The organism is Bifidobacterium xylocopae, assembly GCF_003315615.1.
Lineage (GTDB): Bacteria > Actinomycetota > Actinomycetes > Actinomycetales > Bifidobacteriaceae > Bombiscardovia > Bombiscardovia xylocopae.
This window is the reverse complement of sequence record NZ_PDCH01000014.1, coordinates 19,232-39,519: the sequence shown is the minus strand read 5'-3', so window position 1 is coordinate 39,519 and position 20,288 is coordinate 19,232. Positions and strand designations below refer to the sequence as shown.

Below are 20,288 nucleotides of genomic sequence, written 5' to 3'. Positions count from 1 at the left end.
CCCACTCACCTACACCTACACCCACCAATACACCCTACCCAAAGCCGGCAGCATACCCATCCAACGACTCAGCGGAGAAACCCTCCTACTCCTCACCACCCTGGCCGCCCTCACCACAACAGCCCACAGGCTCAGCCGCAGACACTACGAGGCACGCAGCCGGCATAGCGCCCAAGCATTCAGCCGAACCGGCAGATGATCGGCGAACTGTCCTCCGAACCCCGACCCTTCGGCGGTGCTCCAACGGTTTCTCCGTGCAAAAATATGCGCTATAGTGTATATTGATATATACGCAACGGGGAAAGAAGGACCGGCATGAGCGACAAGAACCGTATTGTTTTGGCATATTCGGGCGGGCTGGACACCTCGGTGGCCATTCCGTACCTGAAGGAACGGACCGGCAAGGACGTGGTCGCGGTCTCGCTGAACGTGGGGCAGGGCGGCGAAGGGCTGGACACCATCAGGCAGCGGGCCCTGGACTGCGGTGCGGTGGAGGCGTATGTGGTCGATGCGCGCGAGGAGTTCGCCAGCGAGTACTGCATGCCGGCGCTCAAGGCCAACGCGATGTATGAGGGTGTCTACCCGCTGGTTTCCGCCATTTCCCGGCCCCTCATCTCCAAGCACCTGGTGCGGGCGGCCCACCAGTTCGGAGCGGACACGGTCTGCCACGGCTGCACCGGCAAGGGCAACGACCAGGTACGCTTCGAGGTCTCCATCCAGTCCATGGACCCCGAACTCAAGGCCATCTCCCCCATCCGCGACCTCTCCCTGACGCGCGACGTGGAGATCGCCTTCGCCGGCAGCCACAAGCTGCCGATCGTCCAGACCGAGAAGAGCCCGTATTCAATCGACCAGAACGTCTGGGGCCGGGCCATTGAGACCGGCTTCCTGGAGGACCCCTGGAACGGGCCGACCGAGGAGTGCTACGCCTACACCGCCGACCCCCTCGAGTCCGGTGACCCCGATGAAGTGGTCATCGACTTCGAGCAGGGCGAACCGGTCGGGATTGACGGACATAAGGTCACGCCCCTGCAGGCGATCATGGAGCTGAATAAGCGGGCCGGCGCCCAAGGCATCGGACGCATCGACCTGATCGAGGACCGGCTGGTGGGCATCAAGTCCCGCGAGCTGTACGAGTGCCCGGGCGCGGTCGCGCTGATCACGGCCCACCAGGAGCTGGAGAACTGCTGCCTGGAGCGCGAGCAGCACCGGATCAAGCGCGACATCGACAAGCGCTGGGCCGAGCTGGTCTACGACGCGCAATGGTTCTCACCGGCGGTCAAATCCCTCAACGCCTTCATCGAGGACACCCAACGGTACGTATCAGGGCAGATCCGTATGATTATGCATGCAGGGACCGCAGTGGTGACAGGGCGCAAGTCGGATGCCTCCCTCTACGACTACAAGCTGGCCACCTACGATTCGGGTGACACCTTCGACCAGTCCTCCTCCAACGGCTTCATCGACCTGTACGGCCTGCCCTCCCGGGTGGCCGCGGCGCGCGATGTACGGTTCGGAAACGGCATCGAAGAGCCGGACGAGACGGTGGCGTGAGCGTCAGCCATATGCGATGAATACGGCGGCGTTTGCATATACAGCGCATGAGGACGCGGGCAGTGAGGAAAAGCAAGGACAAGGAGTCGTAATGGGCCAGGGACAGGACGAACAAACCACGCCATACGGCGGTGCGAGCGCCAACCACGAAGGGCGCTTGGCCCTGTGGGGAGGCCGCTTCAGGTCCGGCCCCTCCGCCGAACTGGCGGCCCTGTCGAAGTCCACCCAGTTCGACTGGCGGCTGGCGGACGACGACATCGCCGGCTCCCGGGCCCATGCCCGCGCCCTCGGCCGGGCCGGCCTGCTCAACCCGCAGGAATTGCAGGCCATGGAGTCCTCCTTGGACCAGCTGCAAGCCCAGGTGGATTCCGGCGCCTTCGTCCCCGATGAGACCGACGAGGACGAGGCCACGGCCCTGGAGCGCGGCCTGATCGCCATCGCCGGCGACGAGCTGGGCGGCAAGCTTCGGGCCGGCCGCTCCCGCAACGACCAGATCGCGGCACTGATTCGCGTCTGGCTCCGCCGGCAAGCACGCACACTGGCCGCCGGTCTCCTGGACCTGGCCCGGGCCCTGATCGACCAGGCCCGGGCCGCAGGTGACACGGTCATGCCCGGCCGCACCCACATGCAGCACGCCCAGCCGGTCCTGCTGGCCCACCAGCTCATGGCCCACGTCTGGCCCCTCCTGCGCGACGTGGAACGCCTGCGGGATTGGGACAAGCGCGCCGATGCCAGCCCCTACGGTTCAGGCGCCCTGGCCGGCAACACCTTGGGCCTGGACCCGGAGGCCGTGGCCGAAGAGCTCGGTTTTTCGCGCGTGACCGAGAACTCGATTGACGGCACAGCCAGCCGTGATGTGGTCGCCGAATTCGCCTTCGTCGCCGCCATGGCTGGCGTGGACCTGAGCCGCCTGAGCGAGGAGATCATCATCTGGAACACCCAGGAGTTCGCCTTCGTCCGCCTGGACGATGCCTACTCCACCGGCTCCTCGATCATGCCGCAGAAGAAGAACCCGGACATCGCCGAGCTGGCCCGGGGCAAGGCCGGCCGCCTGATCGGCGATCTGACCGGCCTGCTCACCACCCTGAAGGGCCTGCCCACCGCCTACGCCCGCGACCTGCAGGAGGACAAGGAGGCAGTCTTCGACCAGGTGGACACCCTCCTGACCGTCCTGCCCGCCTTCACCGGCATGGTACGCACGCTGACCTTCGACCGCGAGCGCCTGGAAGCCCAGGCCCCCACGGGTTTCGCTCTGGCCACCGACATCGCCGAGTGGCTGGTCAAACAGGGCGTCCCCTTCCGTCATGCCCACGAACTCTCCGGTGCCTGCGTGCAGATCGCCGAGGCCAGAGACGTGGAGCTCTGGGACCTGACCGACGATGACTTCGTTCGGGCCTTCGCCGATTTCCTGCCCGACTCCCTGGCGCCGCAGGTCCGTCAGGTCCTCTCCACCCAGGGCTCGGTCCAGGCACGGCAGGGCACGGGCGGCACCGCCCCTGCCCGCGTGGCCGAGCAGATCGCCCAGGCCCAATCCGAAGTCGCCCGCTTGACCAAATTCTCCACCACCCCTTCCGACGGCCCCGCCTACAGGTCCCCGGCAACTTGGGATGGAAACCGTTAACGTAAATCAAGACAAAGCTACATGGTCTTTAGGTATCTAGGGAAACTCGGCCATTCCCCTGTATCCGCAGCCGCGGAACCGCAACTCAGCGGCTAGCCCCCTCATGTGAGTAATCTGCTGCGTATTCGGCTTTTACCGGTTTTCGCCCCATGCACCCTGTCGCCGCCCCACCGTGAACTCGCCCTGCTGGGAATAGAAGGCTGGCTCGTGTGGTTTGAGAGGGTAAGGCGGGCGATGGGCCCGCGGTACTGGATGGGGGCGGGTATGGGTTGGGAACGGGCGGCCGATTCGGGCGGTTTCAGCCTGTATCAATTGAACCTGCTCTGCCAGTATTCATACGGCGTGGGGCGTGGGGACGAGCGCACCCTGGTCGGGCGGCATGACTTCCACGACGAGCGTCTGGGCGCCTACTGGGTGTTGGATTCGCTCTTCAGCCCCAGCAATGGCTTCGAGGGGCTGGTCGCGGCGCCGGACGACGGGCGGGAGCGGCCGGACGGCGCGCATGTGACGGTCGTGTTCGCCGGTACCAACCTGGAGGACGACGCCCGCCACGACCTGTGGGCCACGCCCGGCACCTTCATTCTGCCCGCGGGCAACCCCTTCTGCCAGGCGAAGGAAGCCCGGACCCTGCTGGGGCAGGCCCGCCGGCAGGCGCTGGAGCTCGGACATCCGGAGGCGGAACCTGTCCTGACCGGGCACAGTCTGGGCGGTGGGCTGGCCCTGCTCCTGGCCATCCGAAACGGCTTGCAGGCCCGGGTCTTCTGCGCGGTGGACCCCTGGAGGGTGCTGGACCGGCGGGAGCGGCGGGCGGCCGCCGAGGCATGCGCCGACGGGCGGCTGGTGGACTATCGGCTGTCCAACGACCGGCTGACCGGACCCCTGAACCACCTGCTGTCCGGGCGGGACAACCGCTGCGCGAGGGTGGTTTGGTGTGGCCAGGGGCAGGACCTCCTGGGCCACTGGCTGAGCGGCTTCTCCTTCGACGGGTCCGGCGCGCTCATGACCGGCCAGGCACCTGCCGGCTGGGCCCAGCGGCTGTCCGACCGGCGCAAGCGCCTGGCCGCCTGGCGCCCGCATCGGCCCATCAGCCCGTGGGTCCCGGTCCTACGGGCCATCCAACTAGCCAGGCAGTTGGTCAGGGACTGGATCCGGCTCCTCCCCTGGGCCACGGCGGGCAAGGTCTGAACCGCGGGACATATACGCATGGGATACACCAGACCCCGCATGCAAAAGCCCACCACGTGCAGGACATTGCCTATACCGCACACCTATGCAGCACACACAAAAGCCCCCGCCAGAGCGAACCCTGGGCGGGGGCTTTTGCCTACGAAATGTCAGCCAGGCTGACGGTCAGACAGCAGCCAGTTTACCCGACCGCCTGCCGGATGACCAGTGGTCTCCCGACCACCAGCCAGCGGCCAGCCAGGCAATCAGCCAGCAGAAACCGACCAAACGCCTACTTGGCGCTCTCCTGCACGTCGGTGGCGATGTCGGCCACGACCGGCACGATCACCGGACGGCGGTGGAGCTTGCGGGAGATCCAGCCACCGAGCGTGCGACGCATGAGCTGCTGGAGCTTGACGTTGTCATGGGTGCCGGAGGCCATGGCGTCCTCCAGCTGGGCCACGATCTGGTCCTCGACAGCGTGGAACTCGCTCTCGTCCTCGGCCATGGCGTTCAGGTAGACCTTGGGCCCGGAGACGACCTCGTTGATCTCGGAATCCACGACCGCGAAGGCGGAGACGAAGCCCTCGGTCCCCAGAATCCTGCGCTGCTCCAGCTCCTCATCGGTGATCTGGCCGACCGTGTCGCCGTCCACATACACGTAGCCGCAGGGCACTGAGCCCACAACCGCGGCCTGCCCGTGGTAGAGGTCCACCACATCGCCGTCCTCGGCCAGGACCACATTCTGCGGGTCCACGCCGGTCTTGACAGCGATCAGGCCGTTGGCCACCAGGTGGCGGTTCTCTCCGTGGATGGGCATGGCGCACTTGGGCTGCACGATGTTGTAGAAGTGCAGGAGCTCACCCTCGTCGGAGTGGCCGGAGACGTGGATGGCCGCATTGTCGCGGTTGACCACGCGTGCGCCCAGGCGGATCAGCTTGTTGATGACCTTGTAGACGCCGTGCTCGTTGCCGGGGATCAGCGAGGAGGCCATGATGACCGTGTCGAACTCGTTGATGTGGATGTCGCGGTGGGTGCCCTCGGCGATGCGGCCGAGCGCCGCCATGGGCTCGCCCTGGGAGCCGGTGCACATGTAGACGATCCTGTCGTCGGGAATCTTGTGCGCCTCCTTCAGGTCCACGACCGTGTCCTCGGGCAGGTGCAGGTAGCCAAGGTCGGATGCGATGCCCATGTTGCGCACCATGGAACGGCCAGCGAAGACCACCTTGCGGCCATGCTTGTGGGCCGCGTCCACAACCTGCTGCACACGGTGGACGTGCGAGGAGAAGGAGGCCACGATGATCTTGCGCTGGGCTTCGGCGAAGGCCTTGTCCAGGGCGGGGGCGATCGAGATCTCGGGCTTGACGTAGCCGGGGACCTCGGCGTTGGTGGAGTCGATCATGAGCAGGTCCACGCCGGTCTCGCCCAGGCGGGCGAACTCACGCAGGTCGGTCAGGCGGCGGTCCAGGGGCAGCGGGTCGATCTTCATGTCACCGGTGTCGATGATGTGGCCGGCAGGCGTACGCACCGATACCGCGAGCGCGTCGGGGATGGAATGGGTGACGGCCACGAACTCCAGGTTGAAGGGACCGACCTTGAGCTTGTCGCGGCCCTTGACCTCCACCTCGGTCGGGTGCTGGTGGTGCTCCTCGCACTTGGCGTCGACGAATGCCAGGGTCAGCTTGGAACCGATCAGGGGAATGTCGGGGCGCAGGTTGAGCAGGTAGGGCACACCGCCGATGTGGTCCTCATGGCCGTGCGTGAGCACGAGCGCATCCACCTGGTCCAGCTTGTCCTTGATGTAGGAGAAGTCGGGCAGGATCAGATCCACGCCGGGCTGCTCCTCCTCGGGGAAGAGCACGCCGCAGTCGATGAGGAGTATGTGCCCGTTGTACTCGATAACGTTCATGTTGCGGCCGATCTCGCCCAAGCCGCCCAGGGGCGTGATCCGCATGGAGCCCTTGCGGTACTTGGGTGGCGCGATCAGGGCCGGCTGCTGGGGCTTGGAGTCCCTGCGCCCCCCGCGCGCCCCGCCCCTGCGCTGGCCGCCGCGCGAGCCCGACTGGCCGCGACCGCCGGACCTCCGGCCGCCCTTGGCGCCGGCGCGCGAGCGTGTTCTGCCTGCCTGGCCGTTCTTGGATTCACTGCTGTCTTCTGTTGTGTTGTTCTTTACCATTTCCACTTGTATTCCTATTGGTGCCCCCGCCTATGCGGGAGCGACGGTTGTGCTGCCCCAGGGTCCACGGCGTTCCGCCGGCTGCCACCGGGGCCCTTGCGAAGGGCTGGGGATTGTGCTGTACCGGACACAGCGTTGTTCACACCTTCAGGCGCGCCTTCCGGGATTCCCGGAAAACCGGGTCCGGCGGATGGCGGCGCATCATACGCTCAACTTACGCTACCGCACCGTCGGGACGCCGTGGGAGCCCCGGCCGGCTTGCCGACGGGAGGATATCCAACCGGCGAGGGCCAGCGGCACCGCGCAGGCGGTGACGATCCAGGGGATCATCATGCCACCGCCGGGGCCCGCGGCGTCCAGGGCCACACCAGCCAGCGTGGAGCCTAGGGAGGAACCGATCGAGGAACCGGTTGACAGCCAGGACAGGCCTTCCGTGAGGGCCGAGGAGTCGACCGTGCCGCGCACGATCAGGTTGCCGATGGCGTAGATGGGCGAGACGCACAGGCCGGTGACGAGTTCGACGGCACCCAGCAGGAGCAGGTTGCCCATGGTCAGGCGGAAGCCGACGTATCCCACGGTGAGCAGGGTCAGGTAGAGCGTCAGATAGCGCCAGCGCGATCCCCTGAGCTTGACGGAGCCGAAGATGAGGGCGCCGCACAGGGAGCCGACCGCGATCAGGGAGAGCTGCAGGCCCACGAGCGACTCGCGGCCCATCTGCTTGGTCAGGGCGGTCACGGTCACATCCACCGCCGAAAAGGACATGTTGAAGACCACGAAGATGACGAAGAGGAGGAGCACAACCGGGTAGGACAGGGCGCTTTTGGACTTGTAGCGGCCCTGATGGGCCCCGGGTAGGACCACACCGCCGGAATCGACCGGGGAGGCCGCCGACCGGCCCGCCCGCCCCAGCTGGGCTTGCGAAACCGCGGTGACGGTCGGCGGCTCCGTCGAGCGCAGCGAGAAGAAGACGAGGCCGCCGATCAGGAGGGCCGCCACGGGCACGAAAAGCTGGGTCACGGGGTTGACGGAGGTGGCCAGCCATGCGGCCAGGATCGGACCGAGGATGAAGACGCACTCGTCCACGCCCGACTCCAGGGCGTATGCCGTGTTCAGGAGCTCCTCGCCCCTGGCGCCTTGCGGTGCCAGGGCCCAGGCCCAGCGTGTGCGCACCAGGGCCCCGAAGGCGAACTGGGTCAGGCCCATGACCACGGCCAGGACGAACAGGGCGCCGAGCGGAATGCGGTTCATCGCGCCGAAGGCGAAGGCCAGCATGGCCACCGCCTGGACCGCCAGCACCACCAGGCCCACCCGCCGCTGGCCGAACCGGTCGAACAGGCGCGCGTAGAAGGGGGTGACGATGGCCGCGGAGAAGGTGAAGACCGCACTCATCAGACCCGCCGAGGTCCAGTTGTCGTAGATATGGTTCAGGGCGAGCACAATGCCCAGGCCCATCATCGACACCGGCAGGCGTGCGATGGCTGCGGCCGCACAGAAGCCTTTGGCGCCGGGCAGACGGAAGAGGGCCACGTAAGGCGATCCGGTGCGCGCGGTGGTCTGCTCGCTCATCGGCCTCCGTCCCCGTCAGTGCCGTCCAGGCCCCAGCGGGCCGCTTGCTCGGCGACCGGAGCCGCATAGATGAAGATGTCCTCGTAGAAGCCGTCGCGCTCGTCGACCTCCTCCGGATGGTCGGCACCCCAACGGGCGGCCAGACGCTCCATGCCGATGTGGTCATAGTAGGACACGTCGCAGGAGGAGTCCGTGTGCAGGAAGAAGCGTTCGACGCCCTCTCCACGCAGGTAGTCCAGCATATCCCGCCAGAGGGCCCCGCCCACCCCATGGCCGCGCGCGTCGGCGGAGACCAGGAAGAGCTTCAGTTCGGCACCGGCCTGGTCCCTGACCCCGGCGGAGTCCTCCACCGCGTCCTCAAGGTGGTGCCAGGACTCCATCTTCCTGAGGCTCCGGGCCCCCTCCGGGCTGCCGGCCAGCCTGCTGTCGACGTCCTCGAGACCGCCCCGGGAACGCTCGAAACGGACAGGCCGCCCGGCCACACCCAGGAGGGTGACGCCCATGAACCGCCCGTCCAGCTCGGCTATCCGGGCCCGGGTGCTGCCGACCAGGTAGTGCATGACGAAATGCCGGGCGTCCAGACTGCCGATGGTCGGGTCATCGCTGTCGTTCTGGCTCCAGGTACGGTCGAACTCCCGCACCACCCTGTCCACATCCGCCCAGGTCATGTCCCGGATGCCGACGCTCAGCCCCTGCCGAGCCTCCTGTACCGTATTGTTTGCGCTGTCGTTCATAGTGCTTCGCTACCCGCGTTCAATCGCTGTCTTCGGCTGTGCCGCCGCTGGTTCGGGCGTCCTCTGCCGCTCTCCCGCAGGCCAGGCCGGGTTCCGCTGACACGGCTCCGCAGGCTCAGTCGTCGTCCTGCCACCGAGGCAGCCCCGACCGTATCTGGTCTTCTATCGCCTGCCCGCTCTTGGGCTCCGCGGGTATCGAACGTTGAGAGGAATCGTCCTCACTTACATAGTAAAGACAGGCGTCGATGGACGCCAGCGGGATGTTCTCCATCCGGGAAAGCAGGAGCCGGTAGAGGTCCAGCTGCTCCAGCTTCAGTCGGCGCTCATCGGCTGTGCGGGGCCGATGGCCGGTCTTCCAGTCGACGATCGTATATCGCTTGGAGCCATCGGCGGGGTCTAAGCCTCCAGCGAAGACCGCATCAAGCTTGCCCTTGACGATCTGCCCGGCCAGGACGGCCACGATGGGGCGCTCCACCCAGACCGGATCGCGGCCGGCCCATTCCGAGGTCGCCAGGCGACGCTCCCAGACGAGCAGGGAAGGATCGCCGGAAGCCTCGGCCGTCCTGGGCGCGGCGAGGGGCGCGGGCCTGTCGGGTCCGGAGCCCTCCGACATCGCGGCCTGGCCGGATTCCAGTTCGGCCAGGAGCCCCTTGCGCCGTTCCAGCTGGTCGCCGGTGAGCCCCGCAAGCGCGGGCCCCGCTCCGTCCTCCATCTCCTCCCGCCCGGGTCCTTCCGCTTGGGCATAGGGATCGACCGGCCGCCCGTCCGGCATGGAATCCAGGGCACCGCTGTCCGGCAGGATCCGGGGCAGGATGAACTCGGCCGCCCAGGCATGGAAGAGGGTGCCCGCCTGGGCCAGCGGCGAGGCCACGCGCGGCAGGGGGCGCACCACACTGCTCCAGTACCGCCGTTCCTGGCGATCGTCCAAGGCCCCGGAGCGGGCCTGGATGGCGGTCACGGACTGGGCCGAGCGTCCCAGGACCTGTGCACCCACCCGTTTGAGGGCTTCGCTGTCACGGACGAGGAGGTCGCCCCGGACGCCCAGCCGGCCCGAACCCATGGTCATCAGCCGGACCGCGTGGGCGTAGAGGGAGCCTTGGGCCGCCTCCTCCGGCAGGCCGCCGTCCGGCAAGGCTTGGCGGGGCCGTGCCCCGGCATAGGAATGGGCGGCGGATTCCAGGGCCCGCCGGAGCCGGCCGCTGAGCTCAACCGGCCAGATGGTCGCCTGGCCGCTGCTGTCGGGCCTGTCCAGACGGGGGGCCTGGTCCAGGGCCTGCCCAACCACGGCCTTCTCGTAAGACCCTGCCCGTTCGCCCAGGAAGCAGCCCTGGGGAAACAGGCGCTCGGGCTGGGACTGCGGTCCCTGGCCGTCCCCACCATGGTTCGCCGTCCGCCAGGCCTCGCCCGCCGTCACCGCCTCGGAACACCCGGAGTATTCGGCCTCCAGCTCGGTCCAGAAATTCGACGCCTTGTCCAGTATCGTCTGTCGAGGATCCTTCGGCTCTTTACCCGATCGCCCCGGCTGGGCGGCCCCATCCGCGTCCGGTGCGAGCAGGGCCGGATTCAGGTCGGCGCCCTGGACGCTGAAAGTCATCAACAGGTCGTGGCGGGCGCGCGTCAGGGCCACGTACGCCAGTCGGCGTTCATCATTGTGCAGACGGCGGCCGTACTCCTGGGGCTGGGTCAGATAGTCCGGCACCGCGGCCCGATCCACCTCGACCTCCCTGCCGTCCGGGCTGATGCTGCAGGCGGCATCGTCCACAAAGCCGGTGGTCGTGCGCAGACAGCCGAACGCCTCATCCTCCAGTGAGGTCAGGTCCAGCCCCTCCAAGGACTCTTCAGGACTCAGATCGGCCGGCGCGTCATGCGGGAACCTCGGCAGGATCGCAGCGTCCGCGCGGATGGGGACAGGAACGGCTGTGGCTTCCTCAAGCCAGGTCCGCGCCGTGCTTTCGTAGGCCATGGACCCGTCCTTGGTGTCCCGCCCATCTGCACTCCTGGCGGGCTCGATCTTCAACCTATCCCCCCTGCCACTGGGGAAACCGTCCTTTTTCAGGCCGACTACCACCACGGCGTCCCATTCCAGGCCCTTGGCCTGGTGGATGGTCATCAGAACCACGTCCGCATGCGCCCCCATACCGGAATCCGGCTCCTGGGGACTGTTGTCGCCCATGGCGTCGATCCAGGCCACAAAGCCGGGCAGGCTGGCCGACACTCCCTCGGGGAGCTCCTGGGAGTAGGCATCCACCTGCTGAAGGAAGGCGCCCAGACCGGCCTTGGCCGCCGAGGCGTCGATGGGTCCGGCCGGGCTGGCCATGGCCTGGGCCACGACCAGGTCGATATCCAGGCCCAGGGCCCGGGAAGCCGCCAAGACAGCCTGCCGAAGGGGGGCAGAGGACTGCGCCTGGGCCTGCGCCAGGACCCCCCCGGCCTTAAGCAGGAGGTCACGGCCACGGGGGCTGATTCGGGAAGCCCGGCGTCCGGCGAGCAACTTGGGCAGGTCGTCGCCCAGGAGGACATCGACCAGGAAAACCCCGGCGGACAGGTGGTCGCGATGGTCGCGGACGGCCCGCCCCAGATCGGAGCCGGACAGTCCGTCCGGAACCAACCCCGCCTGCACCAGGGCCCGATACTGGCTCTCCTGGTTGAGCTGCGCGGCCAGGTCGGCCAGGGCCGACAGATCGCCGGCGGACATGCCGAACCGCGGCGAGGCCAGCAGGCGCAGGAGGGAGGCGGAGTCGGTGTGATCACAGGTCAGGCGCAGCAAAGCCATCAGGTCCGTCACGTCCGCGCGGTCGAGCAGGTCGGAGCGTCCCACCACCTGGACGCTCAAACCGGCCGCTTCCAGCGCCTTCCGGTAATCGGCCATCGCGTTCTTGGAGCGGAAGAGGACCGCCGCATGCGGGGCCTGCCTGTCCACCCCCTGCGGGTCGGGGTGGGCGTGGGCGGCCACGGCGCAGCGGACGAAGCGGACCACGCCGTCGATTTCCTGGCCCAGAGTGCCGTATCCAAGCAGGCCCAGGGTGCCTTGATCGGCTTCGGGGCGGGTATCCAAGGGCTTCACAGCCACCTCGCGCAGGCGGGCGCTGGACCCAGGCCCGTCCGAGGCGGGCTTGGAATCCTTGTCGGCCGGGCGCAGGGGACGGGTCAGCCGGTTGGCGGCGTCCAAGATCAGCCGGGCATTGCGGAAGGTCCTGGAGAGGGTGAGCGGGTCCCGGTCCAGGACGCCGAAGCCCCGCCCGGCGGCCTGGTCCATGCCGAACTCGCGCTGGAAGGTCTTGAAGGCGCCGGGGCTGGCCCCCCTCCAGGCATAGATGGACTGGAAGGGGTCGCCCACTGCAGTGACCGCGGACCGGCGCGGCCCCTCCTGGTCCGGTGCCGCCCCACCGGCCGGGCTCCCGGACTCGCCGCCCTCCCCACCGGCCGTGTCCCGGGGGTGGAAGAGGGCGGCCAGCAGGAGTGCCTGGGTGGTTGAGGTGTCCTGGTATTCGTCCAGGAACACGTGCGTGAACCGCCGCCGGTAGATGGCGCCGATCGAAGGGAATCGGGTGACCAGTTGGAAGGCGGCCAGGGTGAAATCGGAGAACTCGGCCATACCCGCCTCCCGCTTCGCCTCCTGGTAGCGTTCGGCGAGGGTGAGCAGGCGCTCGCGTTTGAGCACCGTACGGCGCAGCTCATCGGCCTTGACCAGGCGGAAGCCGTGCCGGGCGAGGCGCATATCGCCCAACTGCTCGGCCAGGGTCTGCCCGGATGAACCGCCGGTCTTCGTAGGCAGGCTCGTCTTGGCTTTGGACGGGCAGCGGTCGGGCACCCGGTCGGTGCCGATCAGGGCATCCAGATGCCCCAGGAAGGCCTTGTCCCAGGCTCGGACCCGTGCCACCGCGTCCTCGAATGAGGGGCAGTCCCGGCTGATCATGGCGTCCGAGCAGGCACGGGAGAGGGCCAGGACTTCCCCGACAGTGGACTTGAATGCGCCCTGGTCCTCGTCGGCCGACGGTTCCGGTCCGGTCCCGGCTCCCTCCCCCGGTTCACCATCCGGGTGCCGGGGGAAGATCAGGTCCAGGTGCTCCTTGACCACGTCGGCCGCCAGCTGGTAGGCGCCGGCTTCGCTCAGGGGCCGGGTCCCCTGGTCCATGCCGACCAGGAGCCCGTATTGACGCACGATTGATTGGAAGAAGGCGTCGTAGGTGCGCACCTCGGGCTTGAGGAAGATGCGGTTGGGGTCGCCGTTCGCCTCCCCGCCGCCGGCGGCGACGGCCGCGGAAACGCGTGAAAGCAGCTCGGAGGCTGCCTTGTTGGTGAAAGTGAGGCCAAGGATGGACTCGGGGGGCACGCCCCGTCCGATCAGGGCCACGATCCGGTTGGTCATGGTCCTGGTCTTCCCCGAGCCCGCACCGGCGACCACCAGGAGGTCGTCGTCCGGCTCGGCGCCGATGATCGCGGCCTGTTCCGGGGTGTTCCGCATAGTGTCCTGCACGCTCATCGCTGATCCTCCATCACCGAGCCGGCCAGGCTCCTCCAGGCCGGGCACCGTCCGTCCCGCCCCTTGTTGTGGCAGCGGTCCGCATCGAAGACCGCGTCCTGACGGCCGGCTGAGAGCTTGACCCCGGCCGCGAACAGGACCCGGGCGATCATGGTCAGGGCCCAGACCGCCTGCGAATGCTGCATTTGCTTGATAAAGTCCCATATCTCCCCGCTCACTCCCAGGGGCGGGTCGGACGGCAGCGGGTCTGGTCTGGCGATTCGCTGCAACTCCTTCAGGTAGTAGCGGGGCGCGAAATCGCCATTAAGGCGGCCGTCCCGGAAGAGGGCGGGCTGATAGGAGGCCTCTGCGGTACGGACCCAGGCCGGGGCGGGATGGGCCGAGACGTCGAACAGGACGGCCTGGCTGACCGGGTCGCCCGAGGGCATGCGCGGTCCGGTCCGGTCCGGGGCCACCCCCTCGGCCACGTCGTCCTCCCGTTGGTAGGCCAGACCCAGCTGGTAGCAGACCAGCTGGAGGTCGTTGAACACCGCCGGCCCGGTGTGCCCCCGGCTGCCGGTCTTGTAATCCACCAGGCGGTTGCAGGTCCTGCCAGCGATGTCGCGACGCTCCAGCCGGTCGATTCGACCGGAAAGGGTGATTGCGGTATCGGGACGCAGGGCCTGCGGGAAGCCCCCGACCAGTGCGGAGGCCAGGGCGAAGAACCCCTCCTGCCCCAGTTGCCGGTCAGAAAAGCTGGCGTTCCAGACACCGGCGAAATCCCCTGGCGTGAAGGAGGCGCGGAACTGCTGCTCCTGCTCGGATCCCAGCAGCTCGCCGACCATGATCTTCGGCTTATGGTCCTGCGCATAGTCGCTCTTGGCGGAGTTCACGAAGTAGGAGGCGATATTGGTCAGGGTCCCACGGACCTGTGCGTCTCGCCTGCGCACGTCATAGGCGTCCTCGGGGGCGGGGAAAACGGGGAAGGCGGCCGCCAATTGATGGTATATATCCATCATTTGATTGGTGGTGGATGCTATCAGCTCGCCGTCTCCGACCGCGTCCGACCCCAGCCGCCCCCGGTCCGGCATGTCCAGACCACGGTCGGCGGCCACCTGCGCGACCTGATGGATCAGGCTGCCGAAGTCCATAGCGACCGAACCCGCCTGCGGGCCGGAGAATTGGTTGCCCATGACCCATTCGAGCGGGCACCTCCAGATGGCATCCACGGCGGAAGGTGACAATGTCACGCTGTTCTCTTCGGTCAGAGCCAGCTTCCCCTGGCCATTGGCAGCAGCCGCGGAAGGGACAGGGCGCTTCCTCCTGTCGTCCGCAAGTCCTCCACCGGCCGCGTCGACGCGCACGGCATCGGCACCCGGGGCCGCGCCGGCGAGTGCGGTCCCGCCCTGCGCCCCATCCGGGCAGTCCTCCTCTTCGGGCGAACGGCGGGCGTAGAGGAAGGGCCAATTGGCGGGGTCGGCCTCCTCCATCCCCTGGTCGGCCAGGAGACGAAGGGTGGCTGCCGCGTCGGAGGCGGCGGCCGCATCCACCGGTCCGTCGCCGCCATCGGCTCCCTCGACACCGCCATCCGCACTGCCATGGGCCGTCGGCTGCAGACCCTGACGGACGAGGATGGAACGGGCGGCGGCGACCAGGCCGCGCGGACCCACCTCCAGGCCGGAAAACAGACCGGCAGCGCCCTCCTGCCCGCCCACCGGGGTAAAGTCCGCCTGGCTCATGTCCTCCACTCGGACGAATCGCTCGGGCAGGAACCCGTAGAGGAATTCCGAGGGGACCGTATCGTCGTTCCAGACCGCGGAGAGCCGCAACTGCCGACGTGCGCGCGTCAGGGCCATCAGCAGACCCTTCTCCTCGGTGTAGAGGGTGGAGGCCAGTCGGGGGTCGTGCCCACCGGCCGCGCCGGGGTCGGACCGGCCGATCCGGCCGTGCAGGATCAGGTCGGCCAGGTCCTCGGCGCCGAAGAGGGTGCCCCTGGGGGCCAGGTTGGGCCAGACCCCCTCCTGGAGGGCCGGCAGCCAGACCAAGGGCCAGGAGGCGGCAAGGCCGGAGGCGCCGGCGGGGGTGGTCAGGCTGACCGCATGCTCTATCGGGCCCACGTGCGCCAGGGAGTCCGCCTCGATCTGCATACCCTCCACCTGGGCCATGAAATCATTGATATTGTCAAAGGTCTGCGAGGAGTCGGCGAACTGGAAGAGCCTCATCACGGCATCCAGACGGTCGTTGACCCGTTCGCCCTCTTCGCTGGCCTCCAGGGACTCGTTCTGCCAACGATCGGCCACACCGGCGGCCTGCCAGGCCTCCCATAGGGCGTAGACCGGTTCGGCGGTCTGGACCTGGAGCCGGTCGAATGCCTCGCCGGTCCCATCAACCAGGGCCAGCGCACGGCTCAGGGCGGTCAGGTCGGGGTCGCGATGGCGGGAGCTGGCGATGGCGGCGAGCGCGCCGATGATTGAATCACGCAGGCTGCTCCGCTCCCCGACCGGGTCCGGTCCGGCGGTCCCGCCATCAAGGAGCAGGAGGAGGCAGACGGCCTCGGCGGACAAGGCGCGCTCGGGCACCGGGGCCTCGGTGCCGGCCGGCGGGGTGACCAGGGAGTCGTCGACGCTGATGCCGGAGGCTGCCTGGGTTTCATCCAGCTCCCGTCGGCGGGCGACGGCGTAGGAAGCCCAAGCCTCCTGCATGTCTGCCAGCACGGCGACCGGCCCTTCAACCCCGGCGCATGGATCATCCGCCCCGCCCGTCCGGTCCGCCACAGCCGTTCCCGCAGGTCCGGCGGGCTCCGACGGGTTCGGCGAAAGCGGCGAATCGGGCGTCTGCCCGGGCCCGGACGGCAAGGGGGACCCGGCGGCGTGACCGTCCTGCACGATTGCGGCGGCCTGTCCGTCCGCATTGTCCCGGGAACCGACACGGGTCAGCGAAACCAGGACATCCAAGAGCGAAGCGATGCGCCCGGCCCTGACCGGACGCATCGCCCCACCGCCGGGCAACGGCGCCCCGAGCAGGGGGCTGGACAGGAGGGTCCGCAGCTGTTCGGCCAGCCAGCGGGCCTGGTCGACGGCCGCGAGCGTCCGGATCGCCGGGGCATGACCGATGCGCGCCTGGGCCAGGTTGATCAGGGCGAACAGGCCGCGCGCCACGGGTTCATCCTTGAGGGGCCGGGCTATCGAGGAGTAGCGCACCGGCACGCCCTCGGCCCGCAGCCTCAGGCCGATGGAGCGCACGGTGGCGTTGTCGTGTGCGATGACCGCCATGTCGTTCCAGTCCCAACGGCCGCTCAGGAATTCGTGCTTGACCTGCCAGACCAGGTCGTCCTCCTCCTGGTCCGCGGTGTGGAAAAGCCGGGTGGAGACGGAGCCATCCGCCGGCAGTCCCCCATCCGCAGGCAGGGGGGCGATGGGCATGGCGCCGGGGTGGTCGGGCATCTTGCCTGGTCTGTCGCGGACGGCACGATCGTCGTGCTCCTCGCTGCGGATGCTCAGACTCACCCGGGCGGCCAGCAGGTCGGCATAGGAAGCGTACGGGGAGGAAGTGGCGTCCGCTGCGGTCGGAGCGGCATCCGGGCTCTCCTGCGCCCCGGCGGAGGCCTTGTCGCCACCTTCCCCGGCTACGTTCGTATCGTCCTCGCCGCCAGCAGGGGCGGAGGGCTGCGTGATGGGCCGATAGGGCAGCGTCAGGCAGACCGCCCCCAGGCAGCCCAGGTCAGGCGGCAGGAGGGCTTCGGCCAGTGCGGCCTCACCGATTGCGCCGTCCACCGGGCCGTCCGGGGCGACGCGGCCCATGCGCACGGACAGGAACTCCGGATAGGATCCACGGAAGGCTTGGACGGATTCGTCGGGGTTGCCCACCAGCAACAGTCGCACCCCACGCCCCTCCAGGGCCTGCACGAAGCCCATGCCGGCCATGGTCAGGTCCTGCCAATCGTCCACCACCAGCAGCCGGGGCAGATCCAGGTCCAAGCCCTCCTCCACGGCCTGCCTGCCGGCCACCATCAGCTTGGAGGGATCGAGCCGGTATTCACCCGGGTACCCCTTGTCCACGGCCTCCAGATACTCGCGCCAGAGGGCGAAGGCCAGCCGCCACTGAAGGTTCAGACGGTCGCGCGCATCCAGGTCCAGGCCCTGCCGGGCGAGGGCGTCCAGGACCGGGTCCTGGTCCAGCGGGTCCAGGCCCAGCTCGGTCATGCGCGCCATGGTGTCGCGCAGCTGGGCGATGAAGTCGTCATCAACTCGGTCGGCCAGGTCCGGATTCCCCTGCCCGGGCTTGGTAAGGATTCCCGACCAGCCGGTCTCTGCTGCGAAGTATCGCTCCAGAAGCCGGCAGGAGGCGCAGTCGTCTCCGGCCTGGACATGGGCGATGTGGCTGGCCATGACCTGGCGCAGGAGGGCGTCCTGCTCGGCCCCGTTCAGCAGCCTGGGCAGGGGCCGGCCCGGCTCCCCTTCGCAGTGGCGGGAAAGAAAGCGGAAGGCGAGCGCCTGCACGGTGCCGACGGGCCGGGTCTGACCGGACGCTCCCCGCCGGGCGATGACCGCACGGCTGATCTGGTCGGCGGCGTGACGGCCGGAGACCACCATCGCGGCTCCTCCGTCGCCGAATTCCGCCAATCCGGCCAGCAGGGCCTCCAAGGCGAGGGTCGTCTTGCCCGAGCGCGGCGGACCCGCCAGGCACAGGGCGCCCGCCGACTTCCCGTCCTCCCGGGCCAGTCCGCCTGTGATCAGATGCCTGACGGCCTCCAGGGCCTGATCCATGTCCACTTGCGTCGCCTTCGTCATACCACCAGCCTAAGGTCCGCCATGGTCCTAGATTCCCTGGCCGGATGCGCCATACGGCCAGAAAGCGCCGCATACCACGGATCCCGAATCGTCGGATGGACCCCGCACGGCCGTGGACCCTTGATTGTCCATCCGGCGGCGGGCCCCGGAAGCAAAGCCGAGCAGGCGGAACGGACATGCCGGCGTTGTCGCCTGCCAGAACCACCGTCAGATTCGGCCCAAGGGACCGCAGACCGCTCGCACCCTTGGCCGGCCCGCTCCCCCCTCTCGCATAGAATGCAGGAAAGAAGTGGAGAGAGCAGGACAGAGCCCTACAGCCGGGAGGAGGCGCTCGTGCCGCAAGCCAAGCAGCAGAACGCAGATCAGGCCTCCCTGAACCCTACGCCCGCAGCCGCGAGCGTGCCCGGCCCCGCCGGTCCGGACGATAACCTGGATCCGGGCGACGGCGCTGGGCCGAGCGCACCAGAAATCCGCGGATTCCAGTATCTTCGCCCGCTTGGCGAGGGAGGCACCTGCTGGGTCCACCTCTACCGGCAACTCGAACCCCGACGGCTTGTGGCGGTGAAAGTAAGCAAACGCCGCTCCTCCGGCCAATCGCACAAGCTTTTCCTCAAGGAAGCCACGTTCATGGCCCGGCTCTCCGAGCACCCGGCCATCCTTTCGATCCTCTCTGCCGGGGTCAGCCGCGACGGTCGCGACTACATCGTGATGGAGTACGCGCCGGGCGGCAACTACAAGCGAATCATGAAAACCTCTCGCCTGGACGAGCGGGGCGCCCTGGACCTGGGCGTGCGTATGGCCTCCGCCCTGTACACGGCCCACCAGGCCGGCATCATCCACCGCGACGTTAAACCCGCCAATTTCCTGCTGACGCGGGGCGGCCTGCCGGCCCTGTCCGACTTCGGCATCTCCGCCTCCACCTACATGGCGTCCTCGGCCAGGGGCCTGTCCATCCCCTGGGCCGCGCCGGAGGTCATCGCCCACAAGTCCGGCGGCTCCGAAGCCAGCGACATCTACTCCCTGGGCGCCTCCCTCTTCGGGCTCCTGGTTGGCCGCTCCCCCTACGAGTACGGCTTCCGGGTGCGCAACGAACACGAACTGATGGAGGTGATCGGCCGCGAGGGCCCTCCCCGGCTGCGGCAGGGAGTGGTCAGCGAGGATTTCGAGCGGGTGCTCGACAAAGCCATGGCCCACGACCCGGATGACCGCTACTTCTCCGCCCTGGACTTCGGGCGCGACATGCAGGTGCTTCAGAACCGACTCCATGGGCATATGACTCCCCTGATCGCCCAGGGGGCCGACCCCTACCCCAGCCGGGTGGAGCTGGGCGAGGCCGGGCGCCTGTGGGACGAACGCGCGCAGGAGGACGGGAACAGGGCTGCAGACACATCCGAAGATACCGGTGGAACCGGGCTTTCGCATGCGGCCGGGTCCGGCGGGCCCGGCACGAACGGCGCCGATGGGGCCGCGGCCCCACCCGGCAGCAAGCAAGCAAGGCGGGCGCAGTCCCGGCAGAGCGGCGAGAATGGGGGGCGTACCCGGTCGGCGGAAGGAGCCGGCGGCCGCCTGGCCGCCTTGGACCGACGGCCGGCGCCGGCGCAGGGCGGATACGCCTGGGAACCGGTCCGACCGTCCCATGCCCGGACCCTGTCCGACGCTTCCGTTGCAGGGCCGGGCGGCCGGAGGCTAGCCGGATGGAGCCTGCCCCGCCTGGTTCTGACTGGCCTGCTCGTCACCGCCCTTGGTATAGGGGGCGGCGCCGGTCTTGCGCGCCAGGCCGGTGGCGGCGGCTTCCAGCCTGCGACATCGACGGCCAGCCGAACGACGGCCTCCGCCGGGAATGACGGGCCAGCCGCCCAGCCCGCCCCCACGGTGCCGACGGTGACCGGCGGCCAGGCGGTTTGGCAGGGGACTACAGCGGTCTTCAGCTGGTCCAATCCGGACCCCAGGGACGGGGACCGCTACATCTGGAAGCCCGCCGCCGCTCAAGCCCCAACGACCTCCCCGGCGGACTGGCAGGGCGCCCAGGAAAGCGACCAGCCCCAGGCCCGGATCCCGGGCGGCCAGGAGGGGACCGTCTGCATCCAAGTGGCCCTGGTCCGAGCCGACCAGAGGGTCTCAGACCATCCCACCCGATTGTGCGCCAGCCGGCCCTGAATAGCCCCATCGGGGGGGGGGGGGGGATCCCCCTCAATTATCAAGCACAATGCCGGAGGTATTA

General features: G+C 68.5%; 10 protein-coding genes. 5 read left to right on the top strand and 5 right to left on the bottom strand.

The features are described from left to right. From CRD59_RS07985 to CRD59_RS06390, 4 genes are all read left to right on the top strand, one after another. Positions 1–199: hypothetical protein (locus CRD59_RS07985; RefSeq protein ID WP_161522302.1), on the top strand; the 199-nt coding region annotated here is incomplete at its 5' end. Between the two features lie 116 nt (positions 200–315). Further along, positions 316–1,554, top strand: coding sequence for an argininosuccinate synthase (locus CRD59_RS06400; protein WP_113853863.1), 1,239 nt, complete (start codon positions 316–318; stop codon positions 1,552–1,554). Positions 1,555–1,645: 91 nt separating this feature from the next. Further along, positions 1,646–3,175, top strand: coding sequence for an argininosuccinate lyase (gene argH / locus CRD59_RS06395; protein ID WP_113853862.1), 1,530 nt, complete (start codon positions 1,646–1,648; stop codon positions 3,173–3,175). A gap of 264 nt (positions 3,176–3,439) precedes the next feature. Further along, the gene (locus tag CRD59_RS06390; protein WP_161522301.1) at positions 3,440–4,360 is read left to right on the top strand and encodes a lipase family protein; all 921 of its coding nucleotides are present in this window, start codon (positions 3,440–3,442) and stop codon (positions 4,358–4,360) included. Positions 4,361–4,631: 271 nt separating this feature from the next. Here the strand turns inward: CRD59_RS06390 and CRD59_RS06385 are convergent, their stop codons facing one another. From CRD59_RS06385 to CRD59_RS08195, 5 genes are all read right to left on the bottom strand, one after another. After that, on the bottom strand, positions 4,632–6,515 hold the full coding sequence (locus CRD59_RS06385; protein WP_201736570.1) for a ribonuclease J: 1,884 nt from the start codon (positions 6,513–6,515) through the stop codon (positions 4,632–4,634). Between the two features lie 219 nt (positions 6,516–6,734). Next, a complete protein-coding gene (locus tag CRD59_RS06380) occupies positions 6,735–8,081 on the bottom strand; it encodes an MFS transporter (RefSeq protein WP_113853860.1) in 1,347 nt (448 codons plus the stop codon). Next, complete coding sequence (locus CRD59_RS06375; RefSeq protein WP_113853859.1) at positions 8,078–8,815, bottom strand: GNAT family N-acetyltransferase; 738 nt, start codon at positions 8,813–8,815, stop codon at positions 8,078–8,080. Before CRD59_RS06375 ends, CRD59_RS06380 begins: the two co-directional genes overlap by 4 nt. A gap of 115 nt (positions 8,816–8,930) precedes the next feature. Further along, complete coding sequence (locus CRD59_RS06370; protein WP_330849136.1) at positions 8,931–13,298, bottom strand: ATP-dependent helicase; 4,368 nt, start codon at positions 13,296–13,298, stop codon at positions 8,931–8,933. Then, positions 13,295–18,067: a PD-(D/E)XK nuclease family protein gene (locus CRD59_RS08195; protein ID WP_161522300.1), complete on the bottom strand. Its 4,773-nt coding sequence runs from the start codon at positions 18,065–18,067 to the stop codon at positions 13,295–13,297. Before CRD59_RS08195 ends, CRD59_RS06370 begins: the two co-directional genes overlap by 4 nt. 333 nt (positions 18,068–18,400) lie before the next feature. Between CRD59_RS08195 and CRD59_RS08290 the strand changes: the two genes are divergently transcribed. Continuing rightward, positions 18,401–20,224, top strand: coding sequence for a serine/threonine-protein kinase (locus tag CRD59_RS08290; RefSeq protein WP_161522299.1), 1,824 nt, complete (start codon positions 18,401–18,403; stop codon positions 20,222–20,224). The last annotated feature ends 64 nt before the right edge of the window (positions 20,225–20,288 follow it).

Coding starts and splice junctions, on each gene's coding strand:
- CRD59_RS06400 (WP_113853863.1), top strand. CDS start 316: ATGAGCGACAAGAACCGTATTGTTTTGGCATATTCGGGCGGGCTGGAC.
- argH (WP_113853862.1), top strand. CDS start 1,646: ATGGGCCAGGGACAGGACGAACAAACCACGCCATACGGCGGTGCGAGC.
- CRD59_RS06390 (WP_161522301.1), top strand. CDS start 3,440: ATGGGTTGGGAACGGGCGGCCGATTCGGGCGGTTTCAGCCTGTATCAA.
- CRD59_RS06385 (WP_201736570.1), bottom strand. CDS start 6,515: ATGGTAAAGAACAACACAACAGAAGACAGCAGTGAATCCAAGAACGGC.
- CRD59_RS06380 (WP_113853860.1), bottom strand. CDS start 8,081: ATGAGCGAGCAGACCACCGCGCGCACCGGATCGCCTTACGTGGCCCTC.
- CRD59_RS06375 (WP_113853859.1), bottom strand. CDS start 8,815: ATGAACGACAGCGCAAACAATACGGTACAGGAGGCTCGGCAGGGGCTG.
- CRD59_RS06370 (WP_330849136.1), bottom strand. CDS start 13,298: ATGAGCGTGCAGGACACTATGCGGAACACCCCGGAACAGGCCGCGATC.
- CRD59_RS08195 (WP_161522300.1), bottom strand. CDS start 18,067: ATGACGAAGGCGACGCAAGTGGACATGGATCAGGCCCTGGAGGCCGTC.